This window comes from Streptomyces sp. NBC_00285, assembly GCF_036174265.1.
GTDB lineage: Bacteria > Actinomycetota > Actinomycetes > Streptomycetales > Streptomycetaceae > Streptomyces.
In genome coordinates this window covers 670,229-695,079 of the sequence record NZ_CP108055.1, presented here as the reverse complement: position 1 = coordinate 695,079, position 24,851 = coordinate 670,229, and the positions used below count along the sequence as shown (strand labels likewise).

The following is a 24,851-nucleotide window of genomic DNA, read 5'->3' as shown; positions in this document are numbered from 1 at the left end:
CTCGGATCACGTTCAGCGGGTCCCTTCGGCGAGCCGGCGCCCCAGATGGGCGGCGATCTCGTCGACGTGTGGCGGGTCGAGCAGCGACAGGTGGTGTCCCGTGACCGGCACGACGGTCAGGCGCGGGCACACCTCGTCCCAGCCCAGTGCCTCGTCGTCGCGTTCGTAGGCGGGATCACGCACGGTGTGCGGGGCGGGCTCCGTGGCCCGGTACAGGACCACCGGCCCGTCGTACCGGCCCGGCGGGTGAGTCTCACCGATCCTCAGGTCCAGGTAGGAGGCGCGCTGGTGCTGCAGGGCGGCGGGCGGCACGTCGGCGGTCGTGCGCAGGATCCGCAGCACGGTGTCGATGCGCTCGGCGTCGTCGTCCATCGCGACGAGTTCGTCGTACGGCAGCTCCAGCCGGACCCCGTAGGCGTCGTGGACGTGGTGGGCGAAGCCCTCGAAGTGGGCGCGGGTTCGGTCGGCCGGTGTGAGGTCGGGCCGGGGGAGCGGCCGTACGGAGTCGATCAGCACGACGAGCTGCACGTCCCGTCCCGCGGCGGTCAGGTGCCGTGCCGTCTCCTGGGCGACGAAGCCGCCGAAGGACCAGCCTCCCAGCAGGCAGGGCCCGTCGGGGTGGACGGCGGTGACGGCCTCGGCGTAGCGGCGGGCCTTCTCGGTCACCGTGCGGGCGTCTTCGAGGCGTTCGAGACCGTGCACGGGCCGGTCGCCGCCCAGACGTTCGGTGAGCGCGCGGTAGACGTCCGTCGTTCCGCCGGCGGCGTGCACGAGGAACAGGGGCGGCAGGGAGCCGGTGGCGCGGAGAGGGCGTGTCGGGGCCGTGGGCGGAGCCGGCCGGAGGCGGCCGGCCACGTCCTCGACGGTGGTGGCGCCGAGCAGGTCGCGCAGGGGCAGCTCGACGGCGAACTCGCATTCCAGGGCGGAGCGGATCCGGACCGCCATCAGGGAGTCCAGACCGAGGTCGGCCAGCGCGGTGCCGGGAGTGACACGGCCGGTGGGATGACCGGTGACGGCGGTGATGTGGCGGCACACAAGGGCGGCGACCGAGGTGTCTGCACCCGCCTGCACCTCACCGGCCCGCGCTCGCTCACCCGGAGCCTTGGCGGGCACCGCGGCCCGCCCGTCCGTCCACCAGTGGCGCACGTGCTTCCAGCGAGGCGCGGGCAGATCGATGACCCGCCCGGGCGGGAGCGGCAGCCGGCCGCCCGCGCAGTACAGCGCCCCCACCCGGGCGAGGAAGTCGGCGCCGGTGTCGGCGTCCCGCCCGAGCGTGCCGATCGCGACGGCGCCGGGTGCGGTGTCGGTGATGGCCCGGGCCAGGACCGGGTGGGGCGAGATCTCGACGAAGACGTTGTGGCCGTCGGCGGCGGCCGCGGCGACGGCCCGGTCCAGCCGTACGGGCCGCCGTAGGTTCGCGGCCCAGTGCGCGGCGTCGAAGACACTGTCGGCGCGCGGGTCGTCCAGGACGGTGGAGTAGACGGGCACGTGCGGCGCTCTGCCTGCGACGTCGGCCAGGGAAGCGGTCAACTCCGGCAGCAGCGGCTCGACCTGGGGCGAGTGCCCGGCGCCGACGACCCGCATGGACCGAGCCGCCCGCCCTTCCCGCTCCAGCCACCGCACGAGCCGCGCCACCGCGCCCTCCTCACCGGTGACGACCTTCTGGCCGGGCGAGGAGTGTACGGCGACGTGCACACCGGGGAAGTCCCGTGCCAGAGCGTCGAGTTCACCGTCGTCGAGGTCGACGACCGCCATGGCCCCGCCCTGCAGTCCACTGAGCAGCCGGGCCCGTACGGCGACGATCCGGGCGCCGTCCGACACGTCCAGGGCGCCCGCGCACACCGCGGCGGCCACCTCGCCCAGGGAGTGGCCGATCACGGCGGCGGGCTCGACACCGTAGGACCGCCACAACTCGGCGAGCGCCACCTGGAGTCCGAACAGCACGGGCTGGGACACCTCCAGCCGGTCGAGATCGCTCCCGGACACGAGGTGGTCGTACAGGGACAGCCCGCACTCCGCGTCGAGTTTCTCCACAGCGGCGGCGAACGCGGGCTCGTCGGCCAGCAGCCGGCGTCCCATCCCGGCCCACTGGCTGCCGTACCCGGAGAACACCCACACCGGCCCGCGCCCGGCCCGATCACGCTCTCCGGTCACCACCCGCGTGTGCGGGCGGCCCTGCGCCAACGCGTCCAGCCCGTCCGCGAGTTCCGCCCGGTTCCGCGCGACCACCGCGGCCCGCACACTCCCGCGGCCGACCCGGCCGGCCAGCGTGCGCGCCACGTCGTCGGGATGTGCGGCGGCTGCGCGGACCCAGTCGGCGAGCCGGGCCGCGGTGTCCCGCAGCCGCTCCTCGTCCAGGTCGGACAGGAGGTGAAGCCGGGCGCCGGGCTCCTCGGCCGGACGCGCGGGCAGCACCTCGGGCCGCCATTCCTCCAGCACCGCATGGGCGTTGGTGCCGCCGAACCCGAACCCGGAGACCCCGGCGGTGGCGGAACCGCTGTAGCGCGGCCACGGCTCGGCCTCGGACACCACCCGCAGCCGTGCGTCGTCCAGGACACTTCCCTCGGAGCAGTGCAGGGACGGCGGGATGACGTCATGGTGCAGGGCGAGCACCGTCTTCACGAGCCCGGCGATGCCCGCGGCGGACTCCAGGTGCCCCAGGTTCGACTTCACCGAGCCGAGCAGCAGCGGCTGGTCGGGGTCGCGGCCCGCACCGAGTACCGCGCCGAGGGCGCCCGCCTCGATCGGGTCGCCGAGCGGGGTGCCGGTGCCGTGCGCCTCGACGTAGTCGATGTGGGCGGGGATGAGTCCGGCCCGCGCGCAGGCGGTGCTCAACAGGGCCTGCTGGGCGGCGGGGTTGGGCGCCAGGAGGCCGTTGGAGCGGCCGTCGGAGTTGACGGCGGTGGCCCGGATGACCGCGAGGACACGGTCACCGTCCCGCTCGGCGTCGGACAGCCGTTTCAGCAGCACGGCGGCGCAGCCCTCGCCGCGTCCGATGCCGTCGGCGTCCGGCGAGAATGGCTTGCACCGTCCGTCCGGCGCGAGGGCGCCCGCACGCCCGAACGCCACGGTGACGGTGGGGGAGAGCAGCAGGTTGACGCCCGCGGCGATCGCCGCGTCGCTCTCGCCGGTGCGCAGGCTCACACAGGCGTGGTGCACGGCGACCAGCGAGGACGAGCAGGCGGTGTCCACGGCCATGCTCGGCCCACGGGTGTCCAGCACGTAACTCAGCCGGCCCGCCGTCACGCTCAGCGCCCCGCCCGCCGGTGCCCAGGGGTCGACGGCGGCCGGGTCGGCGCCGGTGAGCGAGCCGTACTCCGGGGCGCAGACCCCGACGAAGACACCGGTGGCGGTGCCCGCGAGGGAGGCGGCCGGGACGGCGGCGTGGGCGAGCGTCTCGTGGACGACCTCCAGGAGGATCCGCTGCTGCGGGTCCATCACGGCCGCCTCGCGGGGGCTGATCCGGAAGAAGTCCGCGTCGAACCCGGCGATGTCGTCGAGATAGCCGCCGTACGCGAGCGCGTCCTTTGGCGGAAACGCGGTGAAGTCGCGCCACCGGTCCTCGGGGACCCGGCGGATCGCGTCGACGCCGTCGGTCAGCAGCCGCCAGTAGTCGGACGGGCCGTGGACGCCGCCTGGGAGGCGGCAGCCGAGGCCTATGACGGCGACGGGCTCACCGGCAGCCGCCGGTCCGGGCGCCTCCCGGACCGGTGCCGGGACGGTCCGAGGCGGCGTCCGGCACAGGAGAGCCACCAGTGCGTCCGCGGTGGGCGCCTCCCACAGCAACGTCGCGGGCAGTTCCCGGCCCGTCAGCCGGGACAGCTCACCCGCCAGGACGACGGCCTCCCGCGAGGACATGCCGAGATCCGCCAACGGCCGGTCCGTCGGCACCTCCTCGGCGGTCGTACCGGTCCAGGCGGCGACCCGCTCCACGACCAGCCGGCGCACCGCACCCGCGTCCACAGGCCTCACGCGGCACCGCCCACCGCGTAGGCGCCCGCCAGATACCGCTCCCGTGTCAGCGCCCGGGCCACCTTGCCGCTCGATGTGCGCGGCACGGTGCCCGGCGCGACGACGACGACATCGGCGAGCCGCACCCCGTGCCGCCCCGAAACGGCCGAGCGCACGCCCCGCACCAGAGCCGGTACGTCGATCTCGGCGAGGCTCGTCGTCCGCGCGTGCTCGGCCACCACGACCACCCGCTCACTGGCCCCGCCCGCCACGCCGAACGCGGCGAGCCGGTCGCGCCGCACCGCCGGATGCGCTTCCTGGACGGTGGCCTCCAGGTCCTGCGGATAGTGGTTGCGGCCGTCGATGACGATGAGGTCCTTGAGCCGCCCGGTGACGATCAGCTGTCCCTCCAGGACCGTCCCCAGATCGCCGGTGCGCAGCCAGCCGCCGGGAGTCCCGGCGAGGGTGGCCCCGAAGACGCGCCGGGACTGCTCCTCCCGGTTCCAGTAGCCGCGCCCCACGTTGGGGCCCTGCACGCAGATCTCGCCGACCTCCCCCTCGGACAGGACGGCACGGGACACGGGATCGGCGATCCGCACCCGCTGCCCCGCCGGGGCACCGCAGCCGGCCAGCAGCACGGCCCGGGGGTCGTCGGGCCGCGCGGGCAGCGCCTTGCCCTCGGTGAGGGCGTCCCGGTCCAGCGTGAACCGGCGAGGCGGCTTTCCGGGCGGGGCGGCGCTGACGAAGACCGTCGCCTCGGCGAGCCCGTACGACGGACAGTGCGTCTCGGCGACCAGCCCCTGTCCGGCGAACGCGGCCTGGAACCGGTCGGCCGTGGTGGGGCGGACCGGCTCGCTGCCGTTGATCAGCGCAAGGACCTTGTCCAGTCGCAGATCCGCCTTCTGCGCGTCGGTCACCACCGAGGCGCAGTAGTCGTAGGCGAAGTTGGGCGCCGCACTCAGCGCTCCCGGGTGTGCGCTCAACAGGCGCAGCCAGCGCGCGGGTTCGTGCAGGAAGGCCACCGGGTCCATGAGCACCGACAGCAGCCCCCGCACGACCGGGGCGGCGACACTCAGGACGAGCCCCATGTCGTGGTAGAGCGGCAGCCAGCCCACACAGGTCGCCGGACGGACGTCGGCCCCGTAGGCGCCCAGCGCCTGGCGGGCGTTGGCGACGACGTTGGCGTGTCCTATCTCCACGCCCGCCGGGGTGCGCGTGGACCCCGAGGTGTACTGGAGGTAGGCGATCTCGCCGTCGACCGGGGGCAGTTCCCGGGCGGCGCTGTCGGGCACCTGGTCCACGGCGACGAACCGCGCGGAGCTGCCGGCGCACACATCCTCGACCTCGTGCAGGAGATGACCGGTCGTCACGACAACGGCTGGACGGGCGTCGGCCAGGACGGCCGACAGCCGGTCGCCGTGTCCGGTCAGACCGGGCGGATACATCGGTACGGCGACCAGGCCGGCGGCGAGCGCGCCGAGGAACCCGGTGACGTAGTCGAGACCCTGGGGGCACAGCAGCGCGACCCGCGACCCGGGCTCGGCCTCCTCGGCCAGCCGTGCGGCCACCGCCTTTACCCGCACGTCCAGTCGGCGCCAGGTCAGCGTGCGGTGGACACCGCGCGAGTGCGGGGCGGGATGGTCGACGAAGGTGAACGCCCGGCGTTCGGGAGTGCTTTCGGCCCAGTGCCGCACGTACTGCGGCAGGCTGCGGAACGCGGGGGCGAGCGGGGGGCGGCGGCTCTGCATCGGGTACGGCTCCTCACATCGCGGGATTCGGCTGGCCGGGGTGCGGGTCAGAGCGGGATGTTGCCGTGCCGGCGCTCCGGCATCGGGGCACGCTTGCCGCGCAGCGCGCGCAGGGCACGGCAGATGTGGTCGCGGGTGTCGTGCGGGGCGATGACGGCGTCGACGTACCCGCGTTCGGCGGCGAGATAGGGCGTGCCGTAGGTGCTCTCGTACGCGTCGACGAGACGGGCCCGCAGTGCCTCCGGGTCGTCGGCGGCGGCCAGTTCACGCCGGTGCAGGACGCCCACCGCCCCCTCGGCGCCCATCACCGCGATCCGTGCGGTGGGCCAGGCGAGGTTGATGTCGGCGCCCAGGTGCTTGGAGCCCATCACCGCGTATCCGCCGCCGTACGCCTTGCGCACCACCACCGTCACTTTCGGCACGGTCGCCTCGGCGTACGCGTACAGCAGCTTGGCGCCGCGCCGGATGATCCCGGCCTGCTCCTGACGGACCCCGGAGAGATACCCCGGCACATCGGCGAAGGTCAGCAGGGGAATGCCGAACGCGTCGCAGAACCGTACGAACCGCGCGGCCTTCTCGGAGGCGTCGATGTCCAGCACCCCGGCCGCGTGCAGCGGCTGGTTGGCGACGACCCCGACGGGCGCGCCCTCGACCAGCGCCAGCGCGCAGATGATGTTCGGCGCGAACAGCTCCTGGATCTCCATGAGATCACCGCCGTCGACGACCGCCCGCAGGATGTCCCGCATGTCGTAGGCCTGCCCGAGCCGGTCCGGCACGATCTCGTCCAGCCCCGCGTCGGCCGGCGGCGGTACGGGGGCGTACTGCGGGGGTCGCTCCAGGTTGTTGACGGGCAGGTAGGACAGCAGGTCCCGAACGGTGTCCAGGGCCTCCGCCTCGTCGGCGGCGAGGAAGTGGGCGTTGCCGTTGACGGTGTTGCTGGTGCGGGCGCCGCCCAGGTCCTCGGCGCTGGTGCGCTCCCCGGTGACCGCCGCGATGACGTCGGGCCCGGTGACGAACATGTGCGAAGCGCCGTCCACCATCACGGTGAAGTCGGTGATGGCGGGGGAGTAGGCGGCGCCGCCCGCGCAGGGGCCGAGGATGACGGAGATCTGCGGGATCACCCCGGACGCCTGGACGTTGCGGCGCACCAGTTCGGCGTAGAGAGCGAGGGAGACGACGCCCTCCTGGATGCGGGCGCCGCCACCGTCGTTGAGCCCGATGACCGGGCACCCCGTCCGGATGGCGAGGTCCATGAGGGCCACGGTCTTCTCACCGAAGGCCTCGCCCATGCTGCCGCCGAAGACCGTGGAGTCCTGGGCGAACACGCACACGGGACGGCCGTCGACCGTGCCGTACCCGGTGATCACGCCGTCCCCGTAGGGGCGGCGGGCACCGTCCCCGGTCGGGCGGGCCCGCACGAACAGGCCGGTCTCGGTGAACGATCCGGTGTCCAGCAGCAGTTCGATCCGCTCGCGGGCGCCGAACGTGCCCCGTCTCCTCGGCCCGTTCCCGGCCAGGGCCTGGGCCCGGCGGGCTTCGAGCGCGAGGACGCGGTCGGCGGTGCGGTCGGGCAGACGCGTCGAGGTCACCTCAAGTGTCACAACCACCTCCGAAGTGGCCTTCGAATATGGCAGCGCCCCGAGGTGTGTCGAGCAGAACACGGTTCTGTTTGCGTGAGGTGAGTCCCGAGGGGCCGGCCTTGCTCCGTGGGTGACAAGAGCCCGGATACGGCCAAGGCGTCGCCTGTGCGCTGCATTTGAGACAACCTGGCCGGAGAGAAGGTGCAGACCTAATCCGCAGGTCGGCCTTTTCGCAGGCTGTGCGATGGCGAGTACATGTATCGAAGCATGTGAATGAGTCAGGCCGTCGATTCGGTTCGACCGGCCGGTTGATAGTTCAACGGGGGCGCTGCAACAATCCCGGTCCTGACCTCGTCGTCCCTCTCGACCTACCGGCCGGCCGCCCTGCGGGGCTCGTCGTCGAGCACGAAGTGCGAATCACGCGAATTCCGGATTGGCGCCCCCCACAAGTCCGCTCCGTGCATGACTCCGGCGTGCCTTTGTGGCGACGACCGGCGCGGCAGTAAAGAAGGTGCATGTGTCACGGCACTCCACGGGACTCGGCGGATCGCGGCCCCCCTACCCACCAGGCACCGAACCGGTGGACCGGCAGACGGTGTCCCGGGAACCGGCCTATCAGTCGCTCCGCCGCACCCACCGCCGGTTCGGCGTCCGGGCCACCGTCCTGGCCGTCGGCGGATTCCTGCTCTACGTCCGGCTTCCTGCCCGGCCTGATGAACACCTCCCTGAGCGGCCACCTCACGATCGGCCTGGCCCTGGGACTTGGGCAGTTCGTGCTGATGGGCGTCATCGTGTGGCGGTACCTCGTGCACATGCGCACCCACGTCACCCCGGTGGTCCGCGGGCTGCGCGGCCTGGTCCGCCACCAAGAGAGCGCGGAACACCAACGCGCGGCATTCGAGGCGCGCAGGGCCCCCCGCGGTGAGGGGTTCCGCCCGTGGTGACGCTCGGCGCGTCCGTCACGGACCGCCTCAGCCTGCAGCTGACGTTCGTGCTTTTCCTGTCGGTCGTCGTCGTGACCCTGTTCACCGCGTTGCTGACCGCGCCCCAACGCGACGAGATCGGCGAGTTCTACCTCGGCGACCGCACCATGTCCCCGCTGCGCAACGGGCTGGCGATGTGCGGCGACTACCTGTCGGCCGCGACCCTCCTGGGCAGCACCGGCCTGGTCGCCCTGACCGGCTACGACGGACTGCTCTACCTGTGTGGCACCGCGGTCGCCTGGATGATGGTCCTGCTGCTGATCGCCGAACCCCTGCGCAACACCGGCAAGTTCACCCTCGGTGACACCCTGGCGGTCCGCCTGTCGCGGATGCAGCGGCCGGTCCGGCTCGCCCTGGCGCTGTGCACCCTGGTCATCACCACCCTCTATCTGGTCGCCCAACTCGTCGGCAGCGTCGCTTTGTTGACGCAGTTCACCGGTGAGCCCAGCGTCGCCACCCGCACCCTGTGCGTCATTGTCATCGGCACCGTCGTCATCGTCTACGCGGCCATCGGAGGGATGCCGGGAGCCACCTTCATCCAGGTCATCAAGGCGGTCATGCTCATCTTCGGCGTCACCGTGACCGCGGTGATGGTGCTCCACCGCTTCGACTGGAACTTCGAGAACCTGCTCGCCGCCGCCGCGGACAACAGCGGGCACGGGGCGCGGTTTTTGGAGCCCGGGCTGCGCTACGGCGCCAGCGCCACCAGCAAACTCGACTTCTTCAGCCTCCAGTTGGCCATCGTGCTGGGCCTCGCCGCTCTTCCGCACGTGATGATGAGGCTGCTCGCCCCGAAGTCGGTCGATGTCCTGCGTACCTCGGTGGTGTGGGCCATGGGCCTGGTCAGCCTCGTCTGCCTGGCCGCGGGCATCCTCGGGCTCGGCGCGGCCGCCGCCCTGGGCGGCGACACCATCGCGCAGAAGGACCGTACGGGCAACGCCGCCGTGCTCCTGCTGGCGCACGAGCTGGGCGGCGCCGTCCTGACCGCCCTGCTGTCCTGCCTCGCCTTCGTCACCCTGCTGGCGGTCGCCGCGGGCCTCACCCTGGCCGCCGCCTCCTCACTCGCCCACGACCTCTACGGCGAGGTGATCCGCAAGGGCAGGGCCACCGAGACGGAAGAGCTGGCCGTGGCCCGCCTCGCCGCTGTGATCATCGGCGTGCTCGGCATGCTGCTCGCCCTGATCTCCTGGGGCGCCAACTCCGCCACCCTCGCCTTCCTCGCCTTCGCCATCGCCGCGTCCGCGATCCTCCCCACCCTCGTCTACAGCCTGTTCTGGCGGCGCTTCACCGCACAGGGCGCCCTTCTCAGCCTCTGCGGGGGACTGCTCTGTTCCGTCCTGCTCGTCGTCCTCTCCCCGGTCGTCTCCTCGGCGCCCGCCTCGTTCTACCCGGACGCCGATTTCGCCTGGTTTCCCTTGCAGAATCCCGGAATCGTCTCCATCCCGGCCGGGTTCGCCCTCGGCTGGCTCGGTTCGATACTCAGCCGTCCCGAAACAAAGGAGACATACGAGGACTTCGAAGTGCGTGCCCTTGTAGGGGCCGACCAGCCGATTTCCTCGCGTCTTCAGGAAAACGTGTGACGAATGCGTGGATATTTCGTCGACGGCGGATCATGGCTTGCGGGGACAACTCCCGTGCAGTAATTAGGTGATGCATGAACTTGTTCAACCGTGGCACCCCGTTCCGTCGCGCCGACCGCACGGAACCCGCCGCCGGCGCCCAGCCCCCCACCGGGTCGTCGGCCACTGCCACAGCCGTCCTTCCGGACCCCGGAATGGCGGCCCTGACCGGGGAATGGGCCATCGACCCCGCCCACAGCAGGATCGGATTCTCCGTACGCCATGCCATGGTGACCACCGTGCGCGGGGCGTTCCTGGAGTACCAGAGCCGTCTGTACTTCGACGGCCGCGACCCGTCCCGCTCGAAGGCGGAGATCATCATCTCCACCGGCAGCGTCGACACCGGCGTGGAACAGCGGGACGGCCACCTCGTGGGCCGTGACTTCCTGAACGCCGCGGCCTATCCGCGCATGCGGTTCGCCAGCACCGCCGTCGAGGTCGCCGGGCCCGACGTGTACCGCATGACCGGCGACCTCACCATCAAATCGACCACGCGCCCCGTCGTGCTGGAACTCACCTACATAGGCCATGTCACCGACCCCTTCGGCTACCAACGGGCCGGCTTCGACGGCACCACCACCATCAACCGCTCCGACTGGGGCCTGACCTACAGCACCAAGCTCGCCGAGGGCGGTGCCATGGTCAGCGAGAAAGTACGCCTCCAGTTCGACATCGCCGCGATCCGCACGCCCCCGGCGGGCTGACCGGCCCCACCGTCGCACCGAGCGGGCCACGAACTCGTCCGAGGCCGTGGCCCGCTCCGGCGTTTCCGGATCACGTTCCCGGACCGTGTCACCGCCCGCGCACCAGCCCCGCCAGGTAACGCCACAGCGACGAACGCGGCCGTACCGCGCTCTCGTGGGCCGGGACGGAACCGGCGGCCGTGTCGGGGCGGGGGTGGGGAGGGGACACCGGCAGGGCCGGCGCGTCCGAGAGCGTGTACCGCACCGGCAGCGACCGCAGCCCCCGCATGAAGGGCGAGGATCGCCACGGCAGTTGGTCCACGGGCAGCGACAACTCCATGCCGGACAGCCGCTCGAAGAGTCTGCTCACCCCGATCGCCGCCGCACCACCGGCCAATTCCCGGGCCGGACACTGCCGCGGACCGGCACCCCAGGACAGATGCGCCCGCGTGCTGATGGCCGACTCGGGACAGACCTTCTCGGCGAACGCCGGGTCCGCGTGCGCGGCACCGACCGACACCCACACCGGATCGCCCGCCGCGACGGTGTACCCACCGAGCCGCATGTCGGCCACCGGGAACCGCGGGACGAAGTTGATCAGCGGCGGCTTCTGCATCACCACCCGGTTCATGGTCTCCCTGATCAGCCCCGCCGACAGGCTGGCGCTCGCGGGGATGTTCCCGGTGATGACCTCGACGACGGTGTTGGAGATCAGGATGCCCACGTGGTCCGACGTCATCCCCAGCAGCATCATCAGCTCGCGCGACAACTCCTCGACGCTCAGGCAGGGATGGGAGGCGAGCAGATAGGAGGGGAAGTCGTCGCCGGGCTCCTTCATCTTCAGTTCGCCCAACTCCGACAGCGTGGCCAGCAGCCGCTCCAGGGCGGGCCCCGCGTCCGGTCCCGCGTCCAGCACCCGCCACATGTCCATCAGCGCGTCGTCGTGCTGCGAGCCAGGGAAGCCGAGCAGATGACTGGCGACCATCAGCGGCAGCGGCCGCGAGAACTGCGCCGACAGATCCGCCCACCCGGTGCGCCCGCCCTGGGTGAACAGGGTGATCAGCTCGTCGGCGTCACGGGTGATGCGCGCCTTGAGCTGCTTGGCCACGGGGTGCCGGGGGTCCTGGAACGGCCGCAGCGCGGTGTCCCAGGCCACCTTCAGCCCGCGGTACCCCTCACCGCCCTGGATCAGGATGTGGTTGACGTCCAGCGACGGCGCCAGCGGCCAGTCCGCAGGCAGCCTGCCCTCCCTGCGCGCCCGCCAGTTCTGAAGACCCTTCGGCCACGCGTGGTCGTCGCGGAGAACCTCCAGTGCCTCCTCGTAGCCCAGCACGAGCCAGACGGGCACGCCCAGCAGGTCGACCGGCGCGACCGGACCGTGGGTCCGCCGCAGACGCTCGTACACGATCGCCGGATCTCGTTCGTAGTCGCGGGTCATGAGCGGCTCGAGGCTCATCGACTCCAGCGACCCGTGATCGGCTGTCGCCCCGCTGTTCAGTTGAACCCCCATGGCTTCCTTCCCTCGGTCAGGCGAACCACAGGGTAATGTCACCCGCTGCGGTGCCCCCATGGCGGGGGGTGATTGCCGATCCGATCCTCCGGAACGTCACAGGAGCGGCGAACGGCACCGCCCGGGGACGGTGCCGTTCTGGTTCAAGTCGCCCGTTATGGGGTCCACTTGATGTTCGGGTTCACATTGCCGGTCCAGTTGAAGACGGCCATGTTGTCCCAGCCGTTGCCGCTGTTGCTGATGTCTGCCGGGTCCCACCCGTTGCCGGTCACCGCGTACCAGGTCGGCTCCCAGTAGAAGACCCCGATCGCGCCGTTGCTGCGCGCGGCGTTCTGCACGGCGGTGAAGTTGTCCGCCTGGCCCTGCCACGAGAGCGGATAGCCCGAGCAGCCGGTCGTGATGGAGTTGGCGGTGCTGTCCGCGTTGGCCGAGGTGAACGGGTAGGCCGTCTCGGCGATGATCACGTCCTTGCCGTAGCGGGACTTCACGTCGGCCACCACGCTGCCCATGTTGGCGATCGTGCCGTGCCAGGGGCAGTAGTAGGACAGCCCGGTGATGTCCCAGTTGACGCCCTTGGCCTTGATGCCGTCGTAGAACCAGCGTGCGTTCGCGTCGCTGTCGGCGTCGGCGGTGTGGATGATCACCTGGGTGCCGCTGTTGCATGCCTTGGTCGCGTTGTAGCCCGACTTGAGCAGCAGGCTGAGATTGGTGAAGTCGTTGTTGACGACCTTGCCTTCGTTCCACAGCATGCCGACGTTGATCTCGTTGCCGATCTGGACGCTGTCCGGGGTGGTGCCCTGCGACTTGAGGCTGTTGCAGACGTCGTACGTGTAGTTGTAGACGTCGGTCTGCAGCTGGCTGATGTTGTGGCCGGCCCACGCCGCGGGCTTGTTCTGGTTGCCGGGGTCCGCCCAGGTGTCGGAGTAGTGGAAGTCGACGAGCAGCTTCAGCCCCTTGGCCTTCACCTGCTTCGCGTACGACAGCACCTTGGCCTTGTTGTTGTAGCCGCTGGCCGGGTTGTTCCACACCCGCAGGCGGACGTAGTTGACGCCGAGCCCCTTGAGGATGTCCAGCGGGTCCTTGGCCGTGCCGCTCGCGTCGTAGTACTTGGCACCGAGGTCGAGGGCGCGCTGGGCGGTCGACACGTCGGCACCGCGCATGGTGAGCGAACCGGCCGCGGACGCGGTGGTGGGCGTGGTGAGCAGGGATGCGGGCAGAGCGAGTGCGGCCAACAGCATGGCGGCCTTCACGATGCGGCGCGGACCGTTCACGGTCATCCCGAACTCCTTTGATCGAGACGGCGCTACGTCGGGACTGGCCTGACATGCGCATGTGGGGATGGGTCTGTGAACGATCACAGTAGGAGAGGTGCCAGTCACTGTAAATACGTGTGTCAGCTGTATTTCGTCGAGGTTAGAAGCTTGAATGGTGTGCAGGATGGTTGTGTACGTACACAGAATTCGGCGATGAGGCCGGCTGCCGGCAGCCCCCGCCTCGTCATGCACGCTATGCGTGTAACGCATAGCAGGTGCGTTTGGAGTGGTAACTTCCACGCCATGCGGACGACGCTTGACGAGCGGGTGCGATCGGCGGTGGCCGCCCTCCTGCACGCGACCGGGGAGTCGCAGACGGAATTGGCCGGCGCCCTGGGCGTGAGCCAGGCTCAGGTGAGCCGCCGTCAGTCCGGCACCGCCGTCTGGAGCCTGGCGTACTGCGACGCCGTCGCCGTGCACTACGGCATCGATCCGCTCGACCTCCTGGCCGGACCCACCCGGGCCATCGAGACGCTGCCCGCGCGGCGCCGCCGGGTCCCCGGCAGCCCTGCCGACGCCGCAGGCCCCGCCGCCGTCCAGGACGGCGGAGCCTGACCGGCTTCGACGCGATCGACGCCCTGCCCGCCGGTTCCGGGCCGCGCTCGACGAGGCGTGGGTCGACGAGGTCGTGGTGGTTCTCGGCAGCCGGTGCGGAGAGTACGCGTTCGTGACCGCGATCGGGTTCGCCGCCTGGATCACCACGGGCAGGATGACCACCATGGTCGACAACCCGAGCACCTTCCACCACCGCCTCATCGAGCAACCGCGCCTGACCGGACTGACCCTCGCGCCCGACGGGACCCGTCTGGTCGCGTCCGTGCAGCGGCTCGGCCACGAGGGCAGCCGGTATGTGTCGGAGTTGTGGGAGGTGGACCCGGCCGGGGAGCGGGAGTCCCGCCCCGTGGCCGGGTCCGTCCAGGGCGACCGGGCCCCGGAGTTCGCCGGCACCCTGTTGTTGCTCTCCGACCGGGAGAGCCATGACTCGCCGGGAGCCTCGGTGTGGGCCCTTTCCGAGAACGGTGAGGCCGAGCGGATCGCCCACCACCCCGGCGGTGTCACCGCGTTCACCGCAGCCGCCCGCTCCGCCACACTCGCCTACTCGGCCGCTCTGCTCCCGGGCACCGTTGACGCCCGGACACACGGCGACCTCCTCCAGCAGCGTCGCCGGTCCGCCGTCAGCGCGGTCCTGCACGAGACGACTCCCACCCGCGCCGACGGCGTGGACCTCGGCCCCGGCGAACCGCACACCTTCCTCCTCCACCCGGACGCCCCGCCGGTCGACGCCGGCGGCCAAGGCCTCGCAGGCGGCGGGGACATGGCCCTCTCGCCGGACGCGACGGTGGTCGCCTACACCCGGGCCCCGACCGGTAGCGCCCCGGACACGAACACCGTCGTGATCGCCGACGCGGCCACCGGCGGGGAGCGCCACGCCCTGTCCCGACCGGGCCACCAGTACTACCGCCCGGTGTTCACCGCCGACGGCACCCGCCTGATCTGCCAACGCCAACGAGAGGAGACCTACGACAGCGAGTGGCGGGTCACCCTCGTCGCCTTCGACCCCGTGACCGGCGAGGAGACCGACCTCCTGCCGGACTTCGACAACTGGCCCTGGCCGGGAAGGGCGATTCCCTCGCCGATACCCGGGGACGCCACGGTGTGGTTCACCGGCGACGAACGGGGCCATTGCCCCATCTTCCGCCTCGACCCGGACGGCACGGTCACCCGTCTCACCGCCTCCGGCGCCTACACCTCCCTCTGCGTGACGCCCGACGCAGCCACGCTCTACGCGCTGCGCAGCACCCTCGACAGCCCACCGCAGGCGGTCCGCCTGGACGCTGCCACCGCCGACCAACACCCCGTTTCCCTCAGGCCACTCGGCGACCTCGGCACCCTTCCCGGCACCCTGACCGAGGTGCACACGACCGGGGACGACGGCTTCGCACTGCGCGGCTGGCTCGTCCTGCCCGAGGGCGCCAGGGCCGAACACCCGGCACCGCTCCTCGTCGCGGTGCACGGCGGCCCCCAGGGGTCCTGGAGCGGCTGGCCCTGGCAGTGGAACCCGTGGCCGTTCGCGGCCCGCGGCTACGCCGTACTGCTGCCCGACCCGGCCCTGTCCAGCGGATACGGCCAACGCATGCAGGAACGGGGCCGGGGCCGGTACGGTGGCCGGCCTTACAGCGACGTCATCGCGCTGACCGACGCCGCACTGGACCGTGCCGACCTCGATGCGACCCGGACGGCCCTGGCCGGCTTCTCCTTCGGCGGCTATCTCGCCAACCGCACCGCGACCCTCACCGACCGCTTCCGGGCCCTCGTCTCGCACGCCGGGATGTGGAACCTGGAGGCCTTCCAGGGCGACACCGACATGCACTCGTACTTCCGGAAGATCTACGGCGACCCGCGCACTATGCGTGAACGCTACGACGCCGACTCACCCCACCTCGGCGTGGCGAACCTGACGACACCGACGCTGATCGTGCACGGCGGCAAGGACTACCGGGTGCCCGTCGGTCAGTCCCTGGCCCTGCACCACGACCTCCAACGCCAGGGCGTGCCCGCCAAGTTCCTGTACTTCCCGGAGGAGAGCCACGGTGTCGAGGCCCCGCACCACCTGGGCCTCCTGTACGAGACGGCACTGAACTTCCTCGACCACCATGTCCTGGGTGCGCAGTGGCGGCGACCACCGCTCCTGTGACCTCGGCCGGCCGGGTTCACCAGCTGATGCCGGCCGCCACCGGACGATGGTCGCTGCCGGTGGCCGGCAGGACCCACGAGCTCTCCGGCCGTACTCCGCGGACCAGGATCTGGTCGATCCGCGCCACCGGGAACGTCGCCGGCCAGCTGAAGCCGAAACCGTCCCCGGCAGCGTCCTGGGCCGAGCGCAGCCGCGAGGTGATGCCGGCGAGGGCGCGGTCGTCGGTGGTGCCGTTCAGGTCGCCGAGCAGCACCACCCGCTGGTTCCGCTCGGCGGCCAGGGCTTTGCCGAGGTCGTCGGCGCCGGCGTCGCGCTGACTGGTCCAGAAGCCGTTCCTCGGCATGACCCGCACGGACCCCAGATGGGCCACGTACACGGCCAGCGGCCCCTTGTCCGTGGTCACCGTGGTGCGCAGCGCGCGGGGCGTGGCGGCCCTCTCGTCGGCCGACAGGTCCTGCGCCAGTGGCCCGGCCATGCCCAGCATCGCGACGTCCACCGTCCGGGTGTCCGACAACGGCAGCTTGCTCCACAGTCCGACCGTGCCCCTGACCGCGTGGTACCGGTACGCCTTCGCCAGCTCCTTCTCGTAGGTGAGCGCGGCCTGCGGGGTGATCTCCTCCAGGGCCAGCAGGTCCGCCCCGGAGGCGGCGAGGTCGCGGGCCGTGCCGGCCGGGTCGGGGTTGTCGGCGCCGACGTTGTGGCTGACCACGACGAGGTCGCCGCCCGAGTGGGACTTGTCGACGAGGAGCCCGCCGAAGAGGTTCAGCCACACCAGGAGCGGCAGCAGCAGCGCGGCCACAGCGGAGGCGGAGCGGCGCCACAGGGCCCCGGCGAGGAGCACCGGGACGAACAGGCCGAACCACGGCAGGAAGGTCTCCACCAGGCTGCCGAGGCCTCCGACGTCCGTGATCCTCGCGTGCAGCAGCATGAGCAGGCCCAGCAGCAGTGCCAGCGCCGCGAGCACCGGGCCGCGCTGCCACGGCCCCGGCCGGGAGGCGTTGCGGATCACCCGGCGGATGTCCGCGTCCCAGGTCCTGGAGCCGGTGTCCGGGTGGCCGACGTCGTGCTGTCCGGGCTCCGCCGTGTCCACCTGCGTCAGCGTGGGTCCTCGTTCACCGCTGGGCACTGTCGCACCCCGGGGTCCTGGGTGGGGTCGCCATACAGGCGCGGGTAGCCGTGAAAGACGGCTTCTGGGCGCAGTCCGCAGTGCCGGTGGGAACGAGGACCAGGGGCCGGCGGATCCGGCGGGGCGTTGCCCGTGCTGAGGGTGGGGTCTGAGGCATACCGCCAGTCGACGCGGTGTGGTGTTGCCGGTGCGTATGCGGTTTTCGATATGTCGACGATATGTGCCGGCTCGTAGCATCGACGGCATGCGTGTGCTGATCGTCGAGGACGAGCCCTATCTGGCGGAAGCCATCCGCGACGGCCTGCGCCTGGAAGCCATCGCGGCCGACCTCGCGGGCGACGGCGACACCGCTCTGGAGCTGCTGAGCATCAACGCCTACGACATCGCCGTCCTCGACCGTGACGTGCCCGGACCCTCCGGTGACGAGATCGCCGAACGCATCGTCGCCTCCGGCAGCGGTATGCCGATCCTCATGCTCACCGCGGCCGACCGTCTCGACGACAAGGCCTCCGGGTTCGCACTCGGCGCCGACGACTACCTCACGAAACCCTTCGAACTGCGGGAACTCGCGCTGCGGCTCAGGGCGCTCGACCGCAGACGTGCCCATAACCGGCCGCCGGTGCGGGAGATCGCCGGTCTGCGTCTGGACCCGTTCCGCAGAGAGGTCTACCGGGACGGCCGCTACGTCGCACTGACCAGGAAGCAGTTCGCCGTCCTGGAGGTCCTCGTCGCCGCCGAGGGTGGTGTCGTCAGCGCCGAAGTCCTCCTGGAACGCGCATGGGACGAGAACGCCGACCCGTTCACCAACGCCGTGCGCATCACCGTCTCGGCACTGCGCAAACGCCTCGGCGAACCCTGGGTCATCACCACGGTGCCGGGCGTCGGCTACCGCATCGGCACGCACCCGGAGGCCGAACACGAAGGAGGGGACCGTGGATAGAACGCCCGGGCTGAGCGTTCGCCTCAAGCTCACTCTCAGTTACGCCGGATTCCTGATGCTCGCCGGCGCCCTGCTGCTCGCAGCCGTATGGATTTTCCTCCTCCGGTACGTCCCCGACCGCGCGATGCTCATCAACCCCGACGACAGACCGACGGGTGGTGTCTTCCCCATCCGGTCCGCCCTCCTGGAGGTCTTCGCGCCGAGGGCAGCCGTGGTGATGGCGTTCCTGCTGGTGTTCGGCCTCGTGGGAGGGTGGATCCTCGCCGGCCGCATGCTCGCTCCCCTGACCCGCATCAAGGACGCCACCCGCACCGCCGCGGGCGGATCACTCTCCCACCGGATTCGGCTGCGGGGCCGCAACGACGAGTTCCGCGAACTCGCCGACGCCTTCGACGCGATGCTCGCCCGGCTCGAAGCCCACGTCGCCGAACAGCGGAGATTCGCCGCCAACGCCTCGCACGAGCTGCGCACCCCGCTGGCGGTCTCGAAGTCGCTCCTCGACGTGGCCCGCGCCGATCCGCACCACGACACCGGCGAACTCGTCGAGCGCCTCCACGTCGTCAACTCCCGCGCGATCGACCTCACCGAGGCACTGCTCCTGGTCGGCCGAGCCGAACAACGGTCCTTCACCCGGGAACACGTCGACCTGTCCCTCATGGCGGAAGAAGCCGCCGAAACCCTTCTCCCCCTCGCGGAGAAGCACGGCGTCACCCTGGAGACCCGCGGCGACATCACTGCAACGACCGGATCGCCGGCGCTCCTGCAACAGCTGACCACGAACCTCGTGCACAACGCGATCGTCCACAACCTGCCCGGACAGGGCACCGTGTGGATCACCACCGGTGTCCGCCCCGGGGTCGCGGTGCTCACGGTGGAGAACACCGGCGAGCAACTCACCCCGGCCCTGGTCTCGACCCTCACCGAGCCTTTCCGGCGCGGCACGGAACGCGTACGCACCGACCACGCGGGCGTCGGCCTCGGCCTGGCCATCGTCAAAACCATCACGCACGCACACGACGGAACACTCACCCTCACCCCGCGCTCCGCCGGCGGGATCCGCATCACCGTGGAACTTCCCGTGATGCCTGCGGAAACCGACGCGCCCGCATTCCGCTGACTCGTCGCAGCCGACCCGGGTCAGCCGGCCGTCTCGACGTACGCGGCCAGGTTGGCCAGCGAGGAGGCGATCCCGGCCTCGTGGGCCGCGTGATCGATGCCGGGCGGCACGTCACTGGCGGTGACGGTTACCTCGGTCCCGTCATCGACGGCGGCGAACTGCCAGGTCATCGTCATGGTGCCCGCGAACGACGGGTCGTCGGCCTCGAACACGGCCCGCTGCACCACGCGCTCCGGGGGCACCAGATCGACGAACCCGACGTCGACGACATCCGTCGCGTCCGAGGTCTTGCCAGGGCCACCGGTGGGGTCGAGGTAGGTGAGGACCATCCTGAAGCCGCCACCCGGCCGGGGATCCCACCGCTCGATCCGCCCGCGCATACCGTCCGGCGGCAGCCAGGCCTCAAGGGCGTCCCGGTCCAGGAGGGCGCTGTAGACGGCCGCCGGTGGTGCCGCGATCACCCGGGCGGCGCGGTCGGTCCTGTCCATGGCCCGATCCTAGGACCGGCCGGTCTCCGACACGGGGTTTCGAGGGGCGCACGCCTCAAAGCCCTTGGCCCTCCTCGACGCGGGGTGTCGCCGGCGGGCCCTGCGCGGACGCCGGAGCGTCGAAGGGGTGACCTGGGTCGGTGCGCGCGTTCGCTCACCGGCGTTCCGAGGTGTCCGACGCAGGGTGCAGCCGCAGGGTGAGGATCTGGAACGGCCGTAGCGTCAACCGGACTTCCCCGCCCACCTGCCGGTGGCTCGACGGATCGTCCAGCGGGCGCTCCAGCAGATCGGTCACGATGGCCGAGGCCAGGGGGAACCCGGGAGTGAGAGTGGCTGCGGCGCGGGTGCCGCGGGACTCGTAGAGGCGCACGATCACGTCCCCGCTGCGGTCGTCGGCGAGCTTGACCGCCTCCACGACGACCCCGGCGTGGTCCACGGAGAGGAGCGGGGCGACCGTCGCGCTGCCGGGCACCGTCCGCTCGGGCAGGTTGAAGCGGTATCCCTCGCGCCGTGCGTCGGACACGTCGGCGCCGATCACCAGCGCGTAACCGAGCCGGTGGGTGCCCTGGTCCTGGTCCGGGTCGGGGAAGCGGGCGGCGCGCAGCAGGGAGAGGCGGACCGTGGTGGTCGTACCGCCGTCGGGCCGGACGTCGCGGGTGACGTCGTGACCGTAGGAGGAGTCGTTGACCAGGGCGGCTCCCCAGTCGGGCTCGCCGACATGCAGGAAGCGGTGGGCGCATGTCTCGAACTTGGCCGCGTCCCAGCTGGTGTTGGTGTGCGTGGGCCGCTCGACGTGTCCGAAGGGGATCTCGGCGGTCGAGTGGGCCGCCCGGACGTCCAGCGGGAAGGCGGCCTTGAGGAACTTCTCCTGCTCCCGCCAGTCGACGACGGTGTCGATCTCCAGCCGGCGTGAACCGGCCCGGAGCGACAGTGTCTGCTCGATCCTCGACGCGCCGAACACCCGGACCACACGCACGGCGTCGCCGGTCGCCGTGACGGACTCGGTGTCGGTGAGATCGCGGACCGTGTTGCGGTAGAAGACGTCGACGTCCCAGGCGTCCCACTGGTTCGGGAAGTCCTGGTGGAGCTGGAGCAGGTTGCCGACCGCCCCGGGTGCCAGGGCCTCCCGGTCGGCCGCGTGGTCGTAGGCGGAGGTGATCAGCCCGTCGGCGTCCACCACCACCCGCACCAGACCGTTGTCGAGGACGAAGCCGTCCCCGTCCGGTACCGGCGCCGCCGGGGCGTCGACGGTCTCCGCGCGCGGGCCCGCACCGAACGCCGGGACACCGCCCCGGACATGGGGCGCCGAGTTGAAGACGACCGTGCCGTCGGGCCGCCCCGCCAGCGTCCTCTGTGCCGCGCCGATCAGCTCCTCCAGCTCCCGTGCCACGGCCGCGTACGTCTCCTCTGCCTCCCGGTGCACCCACGCGATGGACGTCCCGGGCAGGATGTCGTGGAACTGGTGCAGCAGCACCGTCTTCCACAGCCGGTCCAACGCCTCGTACGGGTACGGGGACCCGTGCCGTACGGCGGCGGTCGCCGCCCACAACTCGGCCTCGCGCAGCAGGTGTTCACTGCGCCTGTTGCCCTGCTTGGTGGCGAGCTGGCTGGTGAGGGTGCCGCGGTGGAACTCCAGATAGAGCTCACCGGACCACACGGGTGCGCCGCCGTTCGCCTCGTACTCGTCGTGCGCGCGCCGGAAGAAGTCCGCGGGCCCCTCGATGTCGACGCGCGCCGAGCCCTCCAGGTCCCTGAACCGTTCGGCGCGGGCGAGCATCTCCCGGGTGGGGCCGCCACCGCCGTCGCCGTAGCCGAAGGGGATCAGCGAGTGGTTGGCGCCGGCCTTGTCCTGGAAGTTCCTCACACTGTGGGCGATGTCGGCGCCGGACAGCTCGCCGTTGTAGCTGTCGACAGGCGGGAAGTGGCTGAAGATCCGGGTGCCGTCGATGCCCTCCCACCAGAACGTGTGGTGCGGGAACTTGTTGGTGGTGTTCCAGGACATCTTCTGCGTCAGGAACCACCGCACCCCGGCGAGCTTCATCAGCTGCGGCAGGGCCGCGTTGTAGCCGAAGGTGTCCGGCAGCCACATCTCCTCGGTCTCGACGCCGAACTCCTCCAGGAAGAACCGCTTCCCGTGGACGAACTGGCGCACCAGTGCCTCGCCGCCGCTGATGTTGGTGTCGGGCTCCACCCACAGGCTGCCGGCCGGCAGGAACTGCCCGGTCTTCGCCTTCTCCTGCGCCCGCGCGTACACCTCGGGCCGGTGTTCCTTCAGCCAGGCGAGCTGCTGTGCCTGGGACATGACGAACCTGAACTCCGGGTGGTCGTCCATGAGTTGGGTGACGTTGGAGACGGTTCGGGCCACTTTGCGGACGGTCTCGCGCAGCGGCCACAGCCAGGCGGTGTCGATGTGCGCGTGCCCCACCGCCGAGATCCGGTGCGCGCTCGCGTGCGCGGGCGACGCCAGTACCGGAGCGAGAGCGGCCCGGGCGGCCGCCGCGCTGCCGCTGACGTCCTGCAGGTCGATCGCGTCGAGGGCCGACTCGACGGCCCGCAGGATCTGCCAGCGGCGCGGATCGTCGACGGACAGCTCGGGCATCAGCTGTCCCGACACCTCCAGGTCCTGCACGAGTTCGTGGACCTCCCGGTCGAACACGGCGAGGTCCAGGCGCCGCAGCCGGTACAGGGGCTCCCCGGGGTCCGCGGCGGGGTCGCCCAGCCACGGTGCCCGTCCGCCCACCGACGTGGGCCCGAAGACGAGTTCGCCGGGAGCGGTGTGCATCACGACCGGGTTGGCGGCTGCCTCGATGAAGGCGACGAACTCCTCACCGCCCACGGCCCGTTCGGCCACCGGCAGCCAGGTGTTGCGCGGGTTGAGCGCCTTCACGGCGGTGCCGTCGGCCCGGTAGACCAGCCCCTCGGCGGAGAAGCCCGCGGAGTGGGTGGCGAACCCGAGATCCAGCACCGCCTCCACGGTCGCACCGGCCCACCGCTCCGGAACGGTCCCGCTGACCTTGAACCAGCTCGTCGACCAGGCGGGCCCCCACCACTCGCCGACCCCGGCCGGCCGGTAGGGAGCGGCCAGACCCTCACGGACCGGCACGGGCTCGCCGGGAACGTTCCAGATCTCCACGTCGAGGGGAACGGACCGGGCGTGGACGGCGGGCCGTACCCGCTCCTCGAGCACGCGGGCCAGCCGCTGTTCGGTGACTTCACGGTCGTTGTGCATCAGGTGTCTTTCTCCGTGGGACGTACGAGGTGGGGGAGTTCGGCCCTGCGACGCCGGCGGTCAGCCCTTCAGGGCCCCGCCGAGTGCGAACCCGCCGCCCAGCTTGCGAGCCAGCAGCAGATACAGCAGGACGACGGGCATGGAGTACAGGAGAGAGAACGCCGACAACTGTCCGTACTGCGTCTGGTCATGGGCGCTGAGGAACGTGAACACGCTGACGGACGCGGGAAGTTTCTCCGGTGAGAGCAACAGGATGAAGGGGACGAAGAAGTTCCCCCACATGCCGATGAACGTGAAGATGGTGACCACGACGACACCGGGACGCATCAGCGGCAGCACCACCCGCCACAGCACCTGCATGGTGTTGGCGCCGTCGATCCGGGCGGCCTCTTCCAGGACGATCGGAACGCCGTCCATGAAGTTCTTCATCAGCCAGATCCCGAAGGGCAGCGCGGACGCGGCCAGGAACAGGGTCGTGCCGGGCATCGAGTCGATCAGGTTCACCTGCACGAACATGCTGTAGACCGGGATCATCACGGCGGTGATGGGCAGACCGGTGGAGAACAGGATCGTGTACAGGAACGGCCGCCGCAGCCGGGACCGGTAGCGGGACAGCGGGTAGGCGGCGAGCACCGACGCCACCACGGTCACCGCCGTGCCGAAGCCGCACAGCAGCAGGCTGTTGAGCATGGGCCGGTAGGTGGTGTCGACGTTGAGGACCGCGTCGAAATTGTCGAGGGTCAGCGACGAAGGCCACGTGAGCCGGAAGGAGTTGGTGTCGCTCACCGAGGCGAGCGCCATCCACAGCAGCGGCAGGACGTACAGCACGGACACGGCGAGCAGGACGACGTTGACCGTGACGCGCCCCGGACGGATCCGGCGCCCCCGTGGACGGCTGGACGCCGCAGGGACCTTGGTGACGGTCTCGGGGGGAGTCGTGGCGACGGCGGCCATCAGTCGTCCTCCAGTTTCAGCAGCCGGATGTACACGACGGAGAACAGGGCGCCGACCACCAGCAGCACGAGGGCGATGGCGGTGCCGTAGCCGATCAGGCTGTTCTGGAAGGCCTGTTGGTACATGAAGATCGGCAGGGTCTCGCTCTTGTTGCCGGGGCCGCCGCGGGTCATGGTGTAGATCAGCCCGAAGACGGAGAGCGTCTGCAGCGTGATCAGCATCAGGTTGGTCAGGATCGAGGGCCTGATGACCGGCAGGACGACCCGCCACAGTCGCTGCCAGGGGTTCGCGCCGTCCATCTCAGCGGCCTCCACGAGCTCCTGGGGGACATCGTTGATGGCCGCGGTGAAGACCATCAGGGAGAACGCGGTGCCCCGCCACACGTTGGCCAGGCACACCGCGAGGATCGGCATCGTGTACAGCCAGTTCTGGTCCGGCAGATGCAGCGCGCCCAGCAGCGAGTTGAGCGAGCCCTGGTCGTAGAAGAAGGCGTACATCAGATATCCGGCGACCACCTCGGGCAGCACCCAGGCGGCGATGACCACGCCGTTGACCAGGGACCGTACCGGCTTGGTGGCCTTCTGCATCAGGACGGCCAGCGCGAGCCCGAGGGTGTTCTGGCCGATCACGGCGGAGCCGACCACGAAGACCAGGGTCAGCCACATCGCGTTGAGGAAGTCGGTGTCCTTGAACGCCCTGGTGAAGTTGTCGACGCCGACGAAGTGGGTGCCGGAGGCTCCGGTGAGCTGCATGTCGGTGAACGCGTAGTACACGCAGTACGCGATCGGACCGGCCAGGAACACGGCCAGCAGGATCACGGCCGGGACCGTGGGCAGGCCGCGCAGCAGCGCGCGGACGGCCGGGGCGGGCACCCCACGGGACCGACGGTGGTGACCACCGGTCCCGTGAGGTGCC

Annotated in this window: 17 protein-coding genes; 7 read left to right on the top strand and 10 right to left on the bottom strand. The window is 71.0% G+C overall.

Annotation, left to right across the window (positions count from 1 at the left end):
• Nucleotides 1-12: 12 nt before the first annotated feature.
• Genes OHT57_RS03285 through OHT57_RS03275 form a run of 3 tightly spaced genes read right to left on the bottom strand, consistent with a single transcriptional unit; the run spans nt 13 to nt 7,288 of the window.
• A complete protein-coding gene (locus OHT57_RS03285; RefSeq protein ID WP_328744346.1) occupies nt 13-3,972 on the bottom strand; it encodes a type I polyketide synthase in 3,960 nt (1,319 codons plus the stop codon).
• Nucleotides 3,969-5,699, bottom strand: coding sequence for a fatty acyl-AMP ligase (locus tag OHT57_RS03280; protein WP_328744344.1), 1,731 nt, complete (start codon nt 5,697-5,699; stop codon nt 3,969-3,971). The genes OHT57_RS03285 and OHT57_RS03280 overlap by 4 nt, the downstream gene beginning before the upstream one ends.
• A gap of 47 nt (nt 5,700-5,746) precedes the next feature.
• Nucleotides 5,747-7,288, bottom strand: a complete 1,542-nt coding sequence (locus tag OHT57_RS03275) for an acyl-CoA carboxylase subunit beta (protein ID WP_328744343.1) — start codon at nt 7,286-7,288, stop codon at nt 5,747-5,749.
• 704 nt (nt 7,289-7,992) lie between these two features.
• Here OHT57_RS03275 and OHT57_RS03270 point away from each other — a divergent pair.
• The 3 genes from OHT57_RS03270 (at nt 7,993) to OHT57_RS03260 (ending at nt 10,585) form a co-directional block, all read left to right on the top strand.
• Nucleotides 7,993-8,223 (top strand): DUF485 domain-containing protein, encoded by a 231-nt coding sequence (locus tag OHT57_RS03270; RefSeq protein WP_328744342.1) that lies wholly within the window; start codon nt 7,993-7,995, stop codon nt 8,221-8,223.
• Nucleotides 8,217-9,842 (top strand): solute symporter family protein, encoded by a 1,626-nt coding sequence (locus OHT57_RS03265; protein WP_328744341.1) that lies wholly within the window; start codon nt 8,217-8,219, stop codon nt 9,840-9,842. The genes OHT57_RS03270 and OHT57_RS03265 overlap by 7 nt, the downstream gene beginning before the upstream one ends.
• A 74-nt stretch (nt 9,843-9,916) precedes the next feature.
• Entirely contained in the window at nt 9,917-10,585 is a 669-nt protein-coding gene (locus OHT57_RS03260; RefSeq protein WP_328744340.1) for a YceI family protein, read from the top strand.
• An 88-nt stretch (nt 10,586-10,673) separates the two neighbouring features.
• On the opposite strand, the gene OHT57_RS03255 is transcribed toward OHT57_RS03260, so the two are convergent.
• The gene (locus OHT57_RS03255; protein ID WP_328744338.1) at nt 10,674-12,074 is read right to left on the bottom strand and encodes a cytochrome; all 1,401 of its coding nucleotides are present in this window, start codon (nt 12,072-12,074) and stop codon (nt 10,674-10,676) included.
• Between the two features lie 155 nt (nt 12,075-12,229).
• Nucleotides 12,230-13,351 (bottom strand): glycoside hydrolase family 53 protein, encoded by a 1,122-nt coding sequence (locus tag OHT57_RS03250; protein WP_328744337.1) that lies wholly within the window; start codon nt 13,349-13,351, stop codon nt 12,230-12,232.
• 279 nt (nt 13,352-13,630) lie between these two features.
• On the opposite strand from OHT57_RS03250, the gene OHT57_RS03245 reads away from it, so the two are divergent.
• Together OHT57_RS03245 and OHT57_RS03240 are read left to right on the top strand one after the other, a co-directional pair.
• Nucleotides 13,631-13,942 (top strand): helix-turn-helix domain-containing protein, encoded by a 312-nt coding sequence (locus OHT57_RS03245; protein ID WP_328744336.1) that lies wholly within the window; start codon nt 13,631-13,633, stop codon nt 13,940-13,942.
• Nucleotides 13,943-14,054: 112 nt separating this feature from the next.
• A complete protein-coding gene (locus OHT57_RS03240; protein ID WP_328744335.1) occupies nt 14,055-16,082 on the top strand; it encodes a S9 family peptidase in 2,028 nt (675 codons plus the stop codon).
• Nucleotides 16,083-16,098: 16 nt separating this feature from the next.
• On the opposite strand, the gene OHT57_RS03235 is transcribed toward OHT57_RS03240, so the two are convergent.
• Nucleotides 16,099-17,091, bottom strand: coding sequence for an endonuclease/exonuclease/phosphatase family protein (locus tag OHT57_RS03235; protein WP_443053587.1), 993 nt, complete (start codon nt 17,089-17,091; stop codon nt 16,099-16,101).
• Between the two features lie 361 nt (nt 17,092-17,452).
• Between OHT57_RS03235 and OHT57_RS03230 the strand changes: the two genes are divergently transcribed.
• Together OHT57_RS03230 and OHT57_RS03225 are read left to right on the top strand one after the other, a co-directional pair.
• Complete coding sequence (locus OHT57_RS03230) at nt 17,453-18,148, top strand: response regulator transcription factor (RefSeq protein WP_328744333.1); 696 nt, start codon at nt 17,453-17,455, stop codon at nt 18,146-18,148.
• The gene (locus OHT57_RS03225; protein ID WP_328744332.1) at nt 18,141-19,265 is read left to right on the top strand and encodes a sensor histidine kinase; all 1,125 of its coding nucleotides are present in this window, start codon (nt 18,141-18,143) and stop codon (nt 19,263-19,265) included. Before OHT57_RS03230 ends, OHT57_RS03225 begins: the two co-directional genes overlap by 8 nt.
• Before the next feature lie 20 nt (nt 19,266-19,285).
• Here OHT57_RS03225 and OHT57_RS03220 read toward each other — a convergent pair whose 3' ends face one another.
• The 4 genes from OHT57_RS03220 to OHT57_RS03205 all read right to left on the bottom strand — a co-directional run bounded on the left by OHT57_RS03220 (nt 19,286) and on the right by OHT57_RS03205 (nt 24,808).
• Nucleotides 19,286-19,753 carry an SRPBCC family protein gene (locus tag OHT57_RS03220; protein ID WP_328744331.1) on the bottom strand — a complete coding sequence of 156 codons (468 nt, stop codon included), beginning with the start codon at nt 19,751-19,753 and terminating at the stop codon, nt 19,286-19,288.
• 154 nt (nt 19,754-19,907) lie between these two features.
• On the bottom strand, nt 19,908-22,982 hold the full coding sequence (locus OHT57_RS03215; RefSeq protein ID WP_328744330.1) for an alpha-mannosidase: 3,075 nt from the start codon (nt 22,980-22,982) through the stop codon (nt 19,908-19,910).
• A gap of 60 nt (nt 22,983-23,042) precedes the next feature.
• Nucleotides 23,043-23,936: a carbohydrate ABC transporter permease gene (locus tag OHT57_RS03210; RefSeq protein ID WP_328744328.1), complete on the bottom strand. Its 894-nt coding sequence runs from the start codon at nt 23,934-23,936 to the stop codon at nt 23,043-23,045.
• Complete coding sequence (locus OHT57_RS03205) at nt 23,936-24,808, bottom strand: carbohydrate ABC transporter permease (protein ID WP_328744327.1); 873 nt, start codon at nt 24,806-24,808, stop codon at nt 23,936-23,938. The genes OHT57_RS03210 and OHT57_RS03205 overlap by 1 nt, the downstream gene beginning before the upstream one ends.
• Nucleotides 24,809-24,851 lie beyond the last annotated feature (43 nt).